The 13,248-nt window shown below is 44.9% G+C and carries 9 protein-coding genes and 1 tRNA gene; 6 read left to right on the top strand and 4 right to left on the bottom strand.

All coding sequences use genetic code 11. The annotated features are described in order from the left end of the window. Positions 1-440 precede the first annotated feature (440 nt). Positions 441-1,466 (top strand): phosphoribosylformylglycinamidine cyclo-ligase, encoded by a 1,026-nt coding sequence (gene purM, locus H6G03_RS23500; RefSeq protein WP_190469369.1) that lies wholly within the window; start codon positions 441-443, stop codon positions 1,464-1,466. Between the two features lie 68 nt (positions 1,467-1,534). Here purM and H6G03_RS23495 read toward each other — a convergent pair. After that, positions 1,535-1,606, bottom strand: a tRNA-Cys gene (locus H6G03_RS23495). Positions 1,607-1,865: 259 nt separating this feature from the next. On the opposite strand from H6G03_RS23495, the gene H6G03_RS23490 reads away from it, so the two are divergent. From H6G03_RS23490 to H6G03_RS23480, 3 genes are all read left to right on the top strand, one after another. After that, a complete protein-coding gene (locus tag H6G03_RS23490; protein ID WP_190469376.1) occupies positions 1,866-2,213 on the top strand; it encodes a hypothetical protein in 348 nt (115 codons plus the stop codon). Between the two features lie 136 nt (positions 2,214-2,349). Beyond that, positions 2,350-3,870: a stress-responsive protein Ycf46 gene (gene ycf46 / locus H6G03_RS23485; RefSeq protein WP_190469366.1), complete on the top strand. Its 1,521-nt coding sequence runs from the start codon at positions 2,350-2,352 to the stop codon at positions 3,868-3,870. 147 nt (positions 3,871-4,017) lie between these two features. Continuing rightward, positions 4,018-4,371: a DUF1257 domain-containing protein gene (locus H6G03_RS23480; RefSeq protein WP_190469362.1), complete on the top strand. Its 354-nt coding sequence runs from the start codon at positions 4,018-4,020 to the stop codon at positions 4,369-4,371. Between the two features lie 288 nt (positions 4,372-4,659). Here the strand turns inward: H6G03_RS23480 and aroF are convergent, their stop codons facing one another. From aroF to rpsO, 3 genes are all read right to left on the bottom strand, one after another. Then, a complete protein-coding gene (gene aroF, locus H6G03_RS23475) occupies positions 4,660-5,721 on the bottom strand; it encodes a 3-deoxy-7-phosphoheptulonate synthase (RefSeq protein ID WP_190469359.1) in 1,062 nt (353 codons plus the stop codon). Between the two features lie 146 nt (positions 5,722-5,867). Next, the gene (locus H6G03_RS23470) at positions 5,868-6,338 is read right to left on the bottom strand and encodes a PAM68 family protein (protein WP_190469355.1); all 471 of its coding nucleotides are present in this window, start codon (positions 6,336-6,338) and stop codon (positions 5,868-5,870) included. A gap of 5 nt (positions 6,339-6,343) precedes the next feature. Next, on the bottom strand, positions 6,344-6,613 hold the full coding sequence (gene rpsO / locus H6G03_RS23465) for a 30S ribosomal protein S15 (protein WP_190469353.1): 270 nt from the start codon (positions 6,611-6,613) through the stop codon (positions 6,344-6,346). Positions 6,614-7,174: 561 nt separating this feature from the next. On the opposite strand from rpsO, the gene H6G03_RS23460 reads away from it, so the two are divergent. Together H6G03_RS23460 and H6G03_RS23455 are read left to right on the top strand one after the other, a co-directional pair. After that, the gene (locus H6G03_RS23460; protein ID WP_190469351.1) at positions 7,175-9,781 is read left to right on the top strand and encodes a dynamin family protein; all 2,607 of its coding nucleotides are present in this window, start codon (positions 7,175-7,177) and stop codon (positions 9,779-9,781) included. Positions 9,782-9,840: 59 nt separating this feature from the next. Next, positions 9,841-13,188 carry an acetate and sugar kinases/Hsc70/actin family protein gene (locus H6G03_RS23455; RefSeq protein ID WP_190469348.1) on the top strand — a complete coding sequence of 1,116 codons (3,348 nt, stop codon included), beginning with the start codon at positions 9,841-9,843 and terminating at the stop codon, positions 13,186-13,188. Positions 13,189-13,248: the final 60 nt, after the last annotated feature.

The following is a 13,248-nucleotide window of genomic DNA, read 5'->3' as shown; positions in this document are numbered from 1 at the left end:
ATCCTGATTTAATCGCTCTTTCTGACTCAGCTAGAAGCTGAGGGGTTTTGGATTGCTAGGAGTTTAGACTAACCGCGCCTTAAAGCGCGGTTAGTCTAAACTCCAGTCACAAGGATTGCGGTTGATTTTGTGATTTTTAATGCGAAATAAAACTTAATAAAAAATTTACATACGACCGAAACACTTTATGGGTGGTCACTTGGCACGATTTCTTCGTAGTAAATTGTTAATTTCATACTTTAGATAGATGTTAAAAACTTTAATTTTTAAATTTGTCTGCTATCGAGGTGACATTTTTGTTAATGGTAGGGGCGCGATTGCCAAGGCCGGGTAAAATACATCGTGCAGTCATATGCAGTTAAGCAAGTTGCGTGCGTACCTGTCGTCAGGCTCGATCTGCCTAAAGTACACGCACTCGCGTTGCAGGTGGAGTTTTAGTGATGGATTATCGAGAAGCAGGTGTAGATGTTGAAGCGGGTCGTGCTTTTGTGGAGGGAATACGCAATCTGGTACATCGTACTCATCGATCGGAAGTGATTGGTGGGTTGGGTGGTTTTAGCGGTTACTTCCGGTTACCGACAGGGTTTAAAGAGCCTGTTTTGGTTTCGGGTACGGATGGTGTTGGCACAAAGCTCAAGATAGCGCAAGACCTTAACTGTCATGAAACGATCGGTATCGATCTGGTGGCAATGTGCGTTAACGATGTTCTCACTTCCGGGGCAGAACCTTTGTTTTTTTTAGATTATTTAGCTACGGGTCAGCTGGATCGATCGCAACTGACTCAGGTGATTGCGGGGATTACGGAGGGCTGTCAGCTGGCCGGTTGTACGCTGTTGGGTGGAGAAACGGCGGAAATGCCGGGATTTTATGGGGCGGGAGTATACGATTTGGCTGGTTTTTGTGTGGGGATTGTGGAAAGAAGCCAGCTGCTTGATGGAGAGCAGGTTAAAGTTGGGGATATTGCGATCGGCTTAGCTTCTGCGGGTGTTCACAGCAACGGTTATAGTTTGGTTCGCAAAATTGTCGAGCGCAATAATTTTAGCTGGAGCGATACGCCTCCACAGTTGTCCGGCCAGAGTTTGGGAGATGTTCTGCTTGCCCCGACTCGCATCTATGTTAAGCCGGTTCTGGCAGCACGAGCAGCTGGAATTCAAATACATGGTATGGCTCACGTAACTGGTGGGGGATTGCCAGAAAATTTACCTCGCTGCTTGGGAAAAGGCCAATCTATTCGTATTGATATTGGTAGTTGGCCGATTTTACCGATTTTTGATTGGTTAGCTGTCTCAGGTGAAGTCAGTCCAAAAGCGATGTTCGATACATTCAACATGGGAATTGGATATATGTTGCTAGTATCGCCAGAACAGACAAAGCAGACAATTAGCTGGTTTGAGTCCCATAATATTGCTGCCTATGCGATCGGTGAGGTGATTGCTGGAAATGGTGGTGCGATCGGCCTACCCTAGTGACTTACCCAAGCTATCAGCCAACTATACGCGCAGCGTATAGTTGGGGCTTTTTATGGTTTTGTCAAAGGCGGTACCCAGATTTGAACTGGGGGATGAAGGTTTTGCAGACCTCTGCCTTACCACTTGGCTATACCGCCGAAAATTTAGATTTTAAATATAACACATTCACCATCTGTTTGAAACTGGTTTGTGGAACGATCGTCTTAGCCTTTTCTCTCTGATGGAGTAGTATAAATCTGCCTGACGACAGTTTAGCAATGCTGAGAGATCGCGTGACTGCGATTAAATGTAAATAAATGTAACGATTATGCCGTCAAAACAGCTTAATGCCTTGACAGCTAGAAATCTAACCGATAGGCTAATAAACATACCCGGGTAGAACGACTGATGAGTCATATGCAAGATAAACAAAAGGTTACGTTGTATCTTTCACCAGAGCTGCATCGTCAACTCAAAATTCGAGCCGCAATTGACTCAGAACCGATGTCATCTATTGCTGAACGAGCCATTATTTTCTACCTAGCTCATCCAGAGATAACAGAGGAGATAGAGGCATCGTACGGGCAAACTCATCGGCTCTACAGTTGTCCGGAGTGTAAGGGTTCCGTTGTGATCCAACAGGGAGAATTAGTTTCCCTTATTAAACAGCCAGGTGTACTGCCAGAAGAAGATCTTTCGGTTGAGAAGGTGACGGTAACTAAAGGAACCGATCAACAGGGAGAGCAAGAGTTGGTGCCATGCTAAAGTCGCAAAACTGCAAAAGCAAAAACTGCAAAAGCAATTAGCGATAATAATGCCCAAGCATTAGCAGGCAACTCCTCTAGAAGAATCTGGTAAGGTCTGCACCGTCTCTATTCGGTCGATAGTAGGTCGTGGAGAAATGAAAGAAGAACTAAGCGTTCTCGTTCAAGCTCAATACCCTCTGATCTACCTCGTTACTTCCGAGGAAGAGCGGGCAGAGCAGGCAATCGCAACAATCGCTCAAATGAAACCCGCACGACGGGTATATGTCTGGACAGTGACTCAAGGTATGTCAGAATACGGTCACCCTCGAACTATCCAGCATAATACCGTCTCGCCACAAGCAGCGATTGAGTGGGCGATGAATAGACAGCGAGACCCACAGCGAGATTCTAGTATTTTCATCTTCAAAGATCTGCATCCATTTTTTAACGATCCTCAGACTACGCGGTGGCTCAGGGATGCGATCGCCAGCTTTAAAGGCACCCAAAAAAGCATCATCTTGATGTCACCGGTGCAGACTATTCCGATAGAGCTGGAGAAGGAAGTTGTAGTTCTGGACTTCGCACTGCCGGACATGGCTGAGCTGAATCAGGTGTTGACGCAGCAGTTAGATCCAGCTCGTGCCCGCAGGCTGACGACCGAAGCGCGGGAAAAACTTCTGAGAGCAGCTCTGGGACTGACGAGAGATGAAGCCGAAAAGGTGTACCGTAAAGCCCAAGTTACAAACGGTCGCCTCACTGAGGCAGAAGTAGACATTGTACTCTCCGAGAAGAGACAGTTGATTCGTCGCAACGGTATTCTAGAGTACATTGAGGAAGACGAAACAATTGATGCGGTGGGCGGTTTGGAAGAGCTAAAAAAATGGCTCAAACAACGCTCCAACGCTTTTACAGAACGAGCCAGAGAATACGGACTACCACAGCCAAAAGGGATGCTAATCTTAGGCGTACCGGGTTGCGGCAAGTCCCTCATTGCTAAAACAACTTCTCGTCTTTGGGGTTTGCCACTACTGCGACTGGACATGGGCCGTGTGTACGATGGCTCGATGGTGGGTCGCTCAGAGGCTAATCTGAGAAATGCGCTGAAAACAGCCGAATCTATTTCCCCGGTTATTCTATTTATCGACGAGTTAGATAAAGCTTTTGCAGGTAGTGCAGGCTCATCGGACTCAGATGGAGGTACCTCTAGCCGGATATTTGGCTCCTTCCTCACATGGATGCAAGAGAAAACCTCCCCAGTCTTTGTGATGGCAACGGCGAACAGAGTCGAACGCTTACCTGGGGAATTTTTGAGGAAGGGTCGCTTTGATGAAATTTTCTTCGTAGATTTGCCAACTCTAGAAGAACGCCAAGAGATATTTAAGATTCACTTATCTAAGCGTCGCCGAGAAGTGTCTCGCTTTGACTTGGAACAGCTCGGTAAAGTCTCTGATGGCTTCTCTGGAGCAGAAATTGAGCAGGCGCTGGTTGCCGCAATGTACGAAGCCTTTGCTCAAGATAGAGAATTCACGCAGCTAGATATCATTGCCGCGATTAAAGCCACACAACCGCTGTCGAGAACAATGACGGAACAGGTTACGGCCTTGCGAGATTGGGCCAGACAGCGTGCGCGGCCTGCTGCATCCTCCGTAGCTGAATATCAGCGAATGGAGTTTTAAAAGCTTTCTCCTGCTCCCAACAGGAGGAAAGGCTAGCCTTAGCTAGCAGTTTAAGTAAATGCCGCTAAAAGCTTTCTTGGGCGGCAACATCCGAACAAAACCAAAAACGTTGTCGTTTGTTTCTAACTTCTCTAGGAGGAAATCCCAATGTCTCACTTTAGCACTCTGCGGACCAAAATCACCGATGCCGAAATCCTTAAAACTTCTCTGCGCGACCTGGGTATCACGGTGAAGAGCAACGCCGATGTCCGTGGATACAACGGTCAACGGGTTCGAGCTGACTTGGTTGCAGTTTTGGAAGGCGAATACGATTTGGGTTGGTCTCGCAATAGCGACGGCACTTTCGACCTGATTGCTGACCTGTGGGGTGTTGCTAAGAAGCACAACCAAACCGAGCTGATCAACTCTATCAATCAGAAGTACGCTGTTAACAAGACTTTGGCAGAAGTGAAGCAGCGCGGTCTGCAAAACGCGAATGTGAAGTTGGTAGTGCAAAAATAATTGCTCTGCGCGTTCCCAAGCTCACGGGTTAACCGACGGGAGGTTGGCCCGTTTCTATTCCACTTTATACTGCCAAACCCCTTTAGCAGAAAGGGGAACTAATGAGCCAAAAATTATCTACCCTTGTAGACATAAAAAGAGGTCAGCTCCTAAAGCTGGCCTTTTTCAGTTTGTCGGGTGCGTCAGATGGTGTTACATATCTGTCAACCACCCCACCCACAAGGGGATGGGGCTTGAAACTAACCAGATAAAATCAGCATTTTGTGGGTATGACGCACCGTCCTAAATTTAGGAGGCAAGTGCTGCAACTGGTTGAGGCCAGCGTCCGACTGCCTTACCGATGACAGCCATTTCTTGCATCAAGCGATCGAATCTTTCTGGTGTTAAAGATTGCGGGCCATCAGACAAAGCTTTGGCTGGGTTGGGGTGTACTTCAATCATCAGCGAGTCCGCGCCAGCTGCGATCGCCGCCATTGCCATTGAAGGTACGTATTCGGCTCGTCCGGTACCGTGGCTGGGGTCGATCATGATGGGCAAATGGGTAAGGGTACGCAATACAGGTACTACCGCCAAATCTAGGGTGTTGCGTGCGTACTGGCGATCGAATGTGCGAATACCCCGCTCGCACAAAATCACATTCGGGTTGCCAGCCGCTAAGATATATTCAGCAGCCATCAACCAATCTTCTATTGTAGCTGCCATTCCCCGTTTTAGCAAGACTGGCTTTGGTTGCGCCCCCACTTTTTTGAGCAGTGAGAAATTCTGCATATTGCGGGCACCGATTTGAATGACATCAGCGTATTCGCCTAGAACATCTAAATCGGCGGCATCCATCAATTCCGTGATAATACCGAGGCCGGTGGCTTGTCGTGCTGCTGCCAGCAATTGCAACGCACTCTCGCCGTGACCTTGGAAAGCATAAGGGGAAGTGCGAGGCTTGTAAGCACCTCCACGCAAGAACTGCGCCCCTGCTGCCTTTACCCGTCGCGCCGTTTCGACAATCATTTGTTCGTTCTCAACGGAACAAGGCCCAGCGGTGACGACGAGAGGATGGTGCTGACCAAAAGCTACAGGCCCGTTGGGAGTAGGAACTACTACTTCGGAGGGTTCGCCGTGACGGAACTCTAAGCTGGCGCGTTTGAAGGGCTGTTCTACGCGCAGCACTTGTTCTATCCAGGGGCTGATTTCCTGAATTTGTAGTGGGTCGAGGTCGGCGGTATCGCCAACTAACCCGATCACTACTTTATGCTTACCGACTATTTTTTCTGGTGTCAGTCCCCAGGTTGTGAGATCTTGGCTAACACGGGCAATCTCGACTTCTGGGGAGCCGATTTTCATGACGACGATCATATTGAAAATCCTTTTTTAAGTTTTTTGGGTGCAGAATCTGGTAATAGCTAACCTATAGGCTCTCATATCAAACTCGATCGAGCCAACCTGGTGTTGCGTTTTCGGCATAGCCAGCTTGCTTGCTGTGATGGTTATGCAGCAAGTTTTTAATTTTTTTGCTTACCCGATCGCCATGCCGCCGTCATTCGTCCCCAGTTGACGGTAAATTGTTCCCATCCGAATATGCTGCCTGGTGTTTCTTCTTCCCATGATGCGGAAAGGACACCATAGCTCAACCCCAAAACTCCCAGACCGAAAAAGCCCATGCTGGTCAAAACTACGACCGGGGTCGGTAGTGTGAACCAAGCATGGCTAACCACGATATAGCTGAGAATAAAGGTGGATATGCCCAGGGAGGTGGGAATGCCGCAAAAAAAGGCCATTCGCTTTACCATGCGCTGGCTCACTGCCTCTGGAATAGCTTTGTTCTCTTTGCTGACCGATCGCGGTTTGTCTTCTGTTTTGGCCGCAATCGGTGTCGCAGATGAGGTTTTGGTCGCTTTTTTGCTATTTTTTTTGGGCTCGAAGGGTAAGCGTTTCTTACCGGATGAGGACTCCTGTTGAGGTTCTGATGGCATAACCTTTAACCGCGAATGCCCAGGCGACCGATTAACGCTTGATAGCGCTCGACATTTTGTTTGGAAATATAGGAAAGTAGGCGCTTGCGTTGTCCGATCAGTTTTAACAAGCCTCGCCGAGAAGCGTGGTCTTTGTCATTGGCTTTGAGGTGTTCGCTGAGGCGGTTGATCCGATCGGTCAGGATGGCTATTTGCACATCTGTCGAGCCGGTGTCGGTTTCGTGTACTTGGTATTCGGTGATCAGTTGTTGTTTGCGCTCTTGAGTGAGGGCCATGTTTGACTTGTTTGTTATTTATGCAGCAGCCTTTGATTTTATCACAAGTGGCTGGGTAAGGGGGAAGAGGGGAGTGGGGGAGTGGGGGAACTAATATTTTTTTCTGTTCGTTCTCACTCGTTCGCACGAAGGGATATTAGTTTCAGGCATATATAATATTTTGTTTTATTTGCGTTGGCGATATTTTATTTTTTCGATTTTATCTCTTTCAGCAAAGAAAACTTTCTGCAAGTAATTCTCAATTAATTAACGTATTTACTTCGTTTGAAGTCTGTGGTAAATTTGAATAATGTCAGGCTTGGTATAACTTTTAACCAAAATTTGTCAGATTTAGAAGCTGAAAGCCTATTAATTGCGTTGATGATTGGTCTGAAGAAGTGGCGATCGCACCCAAAACTCTCCTTCTCGATGCACGAGTTTTCCTTAAAAACAGTAATAAAAATCTGACTGAGTTTGACAAATAGATAAAATTGTGATATTGGAGCAAAGATGGTTATGTAGGGCTTTCCCCAATGGCCGATGGGAAATGATAAAATCTACTTTAAATAAAATAAAAAATATATGGAAACGGAAAAGCTAAATCATTATAAACAATATGGCAAATCTATAGGGGAAACAGTAGAATCGCTCTCCCAAAGCTTGTCGCTGCCAGATTGGGTGTCAGCAACTTTACCGAATGCGCTGACACGGCTGGGGGAGGCGGCGAAAAAAACAGTCGATCGCGCTACTTCGCCAGTGAAAATTGGTGTGATGGGAGAATTTAATGCCGGAAAAACTTTACTGTTGGGTAGTTTAATCGGGTACGGGGACGCACTACCGGTGAGTGCTAATCCGACGACGGGTAATGTTACTGCCATTCACTTGATTCAGCAAGAGGGTTTCCAAACGACGCAGGTAGAAGAATTTGCAGTTGAATATCTTTCGGATTTGGAAGTGAAAGAATGTTTGCAATTCATGTTGAAAGAAGCGGATAAGAGAGCGACGGATGCGAGCATAAATTCAGAACAGTTAAAAGCACTGCACAGGTTGAACGTTAACGAGATCGGTATTTGGCAAGATACAATTAATTGGTGCGAGACGGTTTGGAAAAGTAGCAATAATTTGGATTTGCGTTATTTGTTGCGGGAATTAATCTTGTTCGTGCGAACGTATGAAAGATGGGGAATATTGCTCGGTAAACAATATTCGCAAATCGATCCGATCGTCGCTCGTCAAGGACTGCAATTAGCAGATGCAGAAATGGATATCCAAAATCTTAGATTTGAGGATATGCCATTGCCGGCACCTGGGAAATCGAACCAAGTTTCGATTGAATCGTTGCAAAACAGCTTTCCCCTGATTCGGCGCGTGAATCTGAAAGTGAGAGTATCGAGAGATATTTGGGATTTGTCTGGTTTAGCAGGTGCAGAAGAATTTATTTTACTTGATTTTCCCGGATTGGGTGCGGCGAATTCGGGGGTGCGGGATACTTTCTTATCGCTGCGAGAACTGGAAGAAGTACAAACAATTTTGATTATATTAAAAGGTAATGAACCGGGTGGTGCAACTGCGAATAAAATTTTCACGATGATGCAGCAGCAGAAACCGGGGGTTAACCTGAAAGAGCGCATTTTGGTGGGAGTGGGAAGGTTCGATCAGCTACCTTTGGAAAATGAGGGAGGGGAAAGAATCTTAGATGAGATGATTGAGGAAAATGCGATCGATGATATTTTGCCATTTGAGGATGAACCGCTGAGCGAAAATAGCGTTTTGGAAAAACTGAAAGTGTTGAAAACTACTGTCGCTAGCGCTCAAGCATTTACCACGGAGAAAAATCGCATTTTTCTGCTATCGCCGCTGTGGGGATTGGGAGATTTAGCCAAGAATTCCAGTAACGTGCAGGTAGGTTCGCCAGAGTTTATGGCTAACTTAGATTATCTCTTCGATCGCGGGGAGAAGTCCAGACAATTGCGCGAAAAATGGCAGAGATTAAGTGAAAAGCTGCAAGGGTCCGATCGCAGGAGTACGCTAGCTCGACAATTAGGCGATTTAGCTGAAAATGGCGGGATTGTCAGACTGCGAGAATCGATCTTAAATCATGTTAAAGAACATGGTTTCAAACAACTATTAGATGATACCCGCAGTGCTGCGGAAAATTTACATAAACAACAGGATGAGTTGCGTCATCTTTTAGAAGGTATTCAGCAGGATATTCCCATACCGGAAAACAAGAACTTTGTCAAATTGAGAGAAGCGATCGAAAGTTTAGTCAAGACCTACAATGAGTTTCAACAAGATTTAGGTAAAAAAAGTTTGCAGGATCGGCGGGGAGTGCAGGTAAGCGAGGCGATTAAAGATGAGTTAATCTTTCGGATATTTAGCTGGCCGCACTGGAATTTGCTGTTTCAGCAAGCAGATGATGGTATCATTAAATTGCCAGAATCTACAAATATAGTAGATGAGATATTGGGAGATTTGGAAGCGGGAGACGATACGAGCATTCCCGTGCAAAGCGAAGATTTTTATCCCGAATTTGCCCAAATGGTGCGGGAAATGGAAGGTTTCACCCGCGAAACGATCGCCAATCCCCAAAATGGTGCGATCGCGCTATTGCTAAACGAGCTTTCCGCCAAAGTGCAGAACGAGAGAAATGCGATCGCAGAAATTTTGCCGCCAGAAAAAATAGAAGAAATTAAGCAAACAAAACGGGAAAATGTGCGATCGTTTCAGATTTTAGTTCAAGGCGGGACAGAACCGAAAATGTGGCTGAATGGATTGCTGAAAAAAGCTAAAGTGGCAGATAATTCAGAGAAGAAGATTAAACCAGAAAATTTATTTCCCTTAGCGCGTGCAAACAATAATAAAAACGGCTTAACTTTCGCTTGGGGACAAACGGGAAACAAAACCGATCGCACACCTGCGAACAATCAAATTTTAGTATTGCGCCTGCGAGATGAAATGGTGGCTAGTGCGGGTTTGCATTTAGTAGAATTTGCCAGCGAGGTAAATCAGAAATTTGACAACAGCTTGCGAGAATTTCTGAAAGGAATTAATAGCGATTTGCAAAAGTTACTCCAGAATGAAGTGTTGTTGAGAGATATTACCGCAGAAGATATGGTCAATCGATCGGTTCCTCAATGGTGGCAAAGTTTGTGGCAAATTACCGAAATTACTTATCCTGGTGGATAACTTATTTGAAATTTCAAATCAGCAATTCTCAATCTAAAATCTAAAATTTGAAATTACCAATGGCTATTGAAATCAGACTATTAAATAGATTCCAACTTCGTCCGAAAACGAATGACGAAACTTTATTAGATTTGCCGATCGTAGAATTGGCTCCAGTTTCCACAAGCAATTTACCGCATATTTCCAGCATCAGTTGCGTGGTGGAAGGGGAACCGCGACAATTAGGAGCGCAAATCCAAGCGGCGTACAGAACATTTACGTTTAAACAACCTATCAGACTATACGCTCCTCAACGATTAAGACAAGACCCTTACCCATTGGATAAACCATTACCGGGAAATGTCGGTTGCACTTTGCTGGTAATTGTGGAATATTTCGACTCTGACGCCGCTGGAAATCCGATTTTAGCGATACCGCAAACAGCAAGCAAAAGTTGCTACTTATTTACTCCCAAAACCGAACCGGAAATACCTGCGATCGACATTAATAAAATTGAACCACAACCAGCAGTAATTGTCGAAGAAAAGCCTAAACCAGTTGAAAAAAATCTTAACGAATCTACCGACTGGTTAGCGATCGATTTTGGCACATCCAACTCCACAGTCACCCTGTTTGATGCAAGTTTTGTATCCAACGAAAAAAGCTTACCCAAAGAACAAAAAGAACGGTTAGGCGAACTATTGGTAGAATGGTTGAATTCCACAACTGTTGATGCGTTAGCTGGTGTGAGTGTAGCGGAGTGGGAAAGATTTATTGGCGATATCAAAAAAGATGTGGAAATACCCGAAATGGGTACTCTCAATGACCAAGCTTTGCTAGTCACGATCCGCAAAATCGAAACTTCCTTGGGAAATCGTCCCGAATCATTCCGCCGCGCTGCTAACAAAAAATTAAACCATATTTACCACGAAGTCTTCCGCGTCCCGCCTTTATCATCGCAAAATCTGCTCCGAGTTTCTTTGGATCTGGGAAGTGAAGCAAAGGAAATACCCAGCGAGTTGGAAATCCAAAGTCTGAAAGCTTTAAAGGTACTCATGGGAAACAGAGTTCTTCAGAACAGAAGAACAGCTTTTTCCGAAACTAAAGGAGAAGAAATTAACGGGAAGTTTCATCATTCGCCGAAGCGATATTTCGGTCAACAACGGGATGCAATGCAAGTAAAATGGGAGGGAGTTGAGTCAGAAATTACCAGCAACGAATTAATTCAAGCTGCTTGGGGTTATTTGATCGAGAATACCAAAAAATATTACGAAACCAGAACTTCTGGTAGGTCTTCGCGTCGAGATATTACTACCGCAGTTGTGACTTATCCGGCGGTAGCGCCGCCAGTGGTGCGTCGCGAAATTGAGCAAATGGTGAGTGCGTTGGGGATGGATTTCGTAAAGACTGATTACGATGAAGCTGTCTCGGTAGTAATCTTTTTCTTATGGCGGGAATTCGGCGGCGATTTGAATATTGGGATTGAATCTTTCAAAACTCGCTGTCATTGGGATGGGAAAAAATGGTCGCAAAATGTCTTGGTTTTGGATATCGGTGGGGGAACGACGGATTTAGCTTTGATTAACCTTTCTCTGGAAGAGAAAGACCCGTTTGAACGAGATGAAGATCGGGGTGCTGGGGGAAGGTACTACGTGCTAACTCCCACGTTTATTGGCTCTTCGGGTCATTTGCAATTAGGTGGAGAGTTAATTACGCTGCGGATTTTTAAATTGCTGAAAGTGGCGATCGCAGATTGTTTGCTGACCGCAGTAACTTCAGGAGATTTGGAATGTCAAAAGCTGGAAGATGAGATTGCGGGATTGAGCGATCGCTTCCTCACTAAAGATGGCAAATATAAAATTGGTTCCTTGTGGGAATGCGTTGACAAGAAAACCTCCAATCCTGAAGAAGACCCCGCTTATAACGACGCGCTGAAAGATGCAGAAAAAATCCTACCGACGAAATGGAAAAATAATCCCTCTCGCTTGCAAACTTTTTACGAAATTTGGGATTATGCGGAAGAAATAAAAATTGAAATTAACCAAAATATAGACCGGGAAAGGGTTGTACTTACTGAGAAAAAGATTTCTGATTTGCTCAAACAAAGTGGAATTGACTTCAAGGTGAAATCTGCCGATCGCCTCAACGTGAAAATAAACAGACAGCAATTTGAAAATGCTGTTTCTCCGGTAGTTGAAGATGCAGTACGCATCGCCAAAGGACTGGTGGAAAGTCGCTTGGGATATCAGTCAGAAAATCACCGCCAAGAAAAAGTCGATTGGTTAATTTTATCCGGTCAAACGTGCAAAATTTATTTGGTAGAAGAACTGGTAAAACAAGAGTTTAGCAAATATGACTATTTCGTTTGGAATCCAGAACGAGTAACTTTTGTACCAGAATTTAGTAAAATGGCGACTTCGGTGGGTGCTTGCTATGCAGAAAAGCTGCGTCAGTACGGTTTTGATTTAGAAGCAGCAAAGGGAATGCTGCGTCTGGGTGTCAATCAACTAGATATCGATGTCAAAAATTTGTTTTATTTTCTCCCTTGTTCGTTTACCCTAAAAACTCAGGGAGAAAGAGATCGATTGATTTTCCGGAATGGTCGGGAACTGCGTCAACTTAGCGATCGCGATTCGATCGCCAAAACTCGCAGCGATTGGGAAGGAGTTCCCTTAACTATTACGATCTACCGTCAAGATTTTGATGGCGCAAATCCGATGCTCTGGGGAGGATACAATATTAATAGATTGGTACGCCAATTGGGAATGGAAGAAGATGAGTTTAAGGCGAAAATTAAAGTTCAATTTGAAATCGACCAAAAATTGCAATTTAAATTACTGTTTTGTCAGGGAACTCCCCATTCCTTAATTAGTGCTAGCTGTGAAAGTTTGGATCTCAAAAAAGCGATCGCAGCAGCATCGCCGGAATTAGCTAACCAACCGATTATTTCCCAAGATGGTAAATTGCTTTGCGATATTGCAGTTTACGTGATCGAATTGCAAACTGTCAGCGTTGGGCCAAAAGATCCGCCTCTCGTATTCGACAGTCAAGTTGATTATAGCAAATTTATGGAAGGTTTTCGTTATGAAAGTAATGTCAAAGAACAAGGAACTGGATTAATTAGCAAACCTTTACCTGAATTTCCTCGTAAAGGAAAACATACTTTCTGTTTTCGCGATCCTATAACCGATCGATGGGAAACAATTGGCGAATTAAGCCGTCCGGGTGGCAAAAGCGATTATAATTATCAATATTATGTCACTCTCGACGATAAAGGTATTCTGCGAATTCACGCGGGAGAAATACCTTATTGGACATCTGATAATCCCGAATGTCTCAAACAAGAAGGATGCGTTTTTGAAACGGGGTTGGAGGATAAACCGAAAGAAATTGATGAAAACCGCGATCCGTTTTGTGGGATTCACTAAAATTCAGAAACCCGATTTCTTAGAGAAACCGGGTTTCTCAGAGTTCATAGGAGGCGATCT

Source organism: Aerosakkonema funiforme FACHB-1375, assembly GCF_014696265.1.
GTDB classification, from domain to species: domain Bacteria; phylum Cyanobacteriota; class Cyanobacteriia; order Cyanobacteriales; family Aerosakkonemataceae; genus Aerosakkonema; species Aerosakkonema funiforme_A.
Note: the sequence above shows the minus strand (reverse complement) of the source record. Positions and strands in the feature narration are given on the sequence as shown.

Excerpts from the sequence above, each read along its gene's own strand:
- purM (WP_190469369.1), top strand. The coding sequence starts at position 441 with ATGGATTATCGAGAAGCAGGTGTAGATGTTGAAGCGGGTCGTGCTTTT.
- H6G03_RS23490 (WP_190469376.1), top strand. The coding sequence starts at position 1,866 with ATGCAAGATAAACAAAAGGTTACGTTGTATCTTTCACCAGAGCTGCAT.
- ycf46 (WP_190469366.1), top strand. The coding sequence starts at position 2,350 with ATGAAAGAAGAACTAAGCGTTCTCGTTCAAGCTCAATACCCTCTGATC.
- H6G03_RS23480 (WP_190469362.1), top strand. The coding sequence starts at position 4,018 with ATGTCTCACTTTAGCACTCTGCGGACCAAAATCACCGATGCCGAAATC.
- aroF (WP_190469359.1), bottom strand. The coding sequence starts at position 5,721 with ATGATCGTCGTCATGAAAATCGGCTCCCCAGAAGTCGAGATTGCCCGT.
- H6G03_RS23470 (WP_190469355.1), bottom strand. The coding sequence starts at position 6,338 with ATGCCATCAGAACCTCAACAGGAGTCCTCATCCGGTAAGAAACGCTTA.
- rpsO (WP_190469353.1), bottom strand. The coding sequence starts at position 6,613 with ATGGCCCTCACTCAAGAGCGCAAACAACAACTGATCACCGAATACCAA.
- H6G03_RS23460 (WP_190469351.1), top strand. The coding sequence starts at position 7,175 with ATGGAAACGGAAAAGCTAAATCATTATAAACAATATGGCAAATCTATA.
- H6G03_RS23455 (WP_190469348.1), top strand. The coding sequence starts at position 9,841 with ATGGCTATTGAAATCAGACTATTAAATAGATTCCAACTTCGTCCGAAA.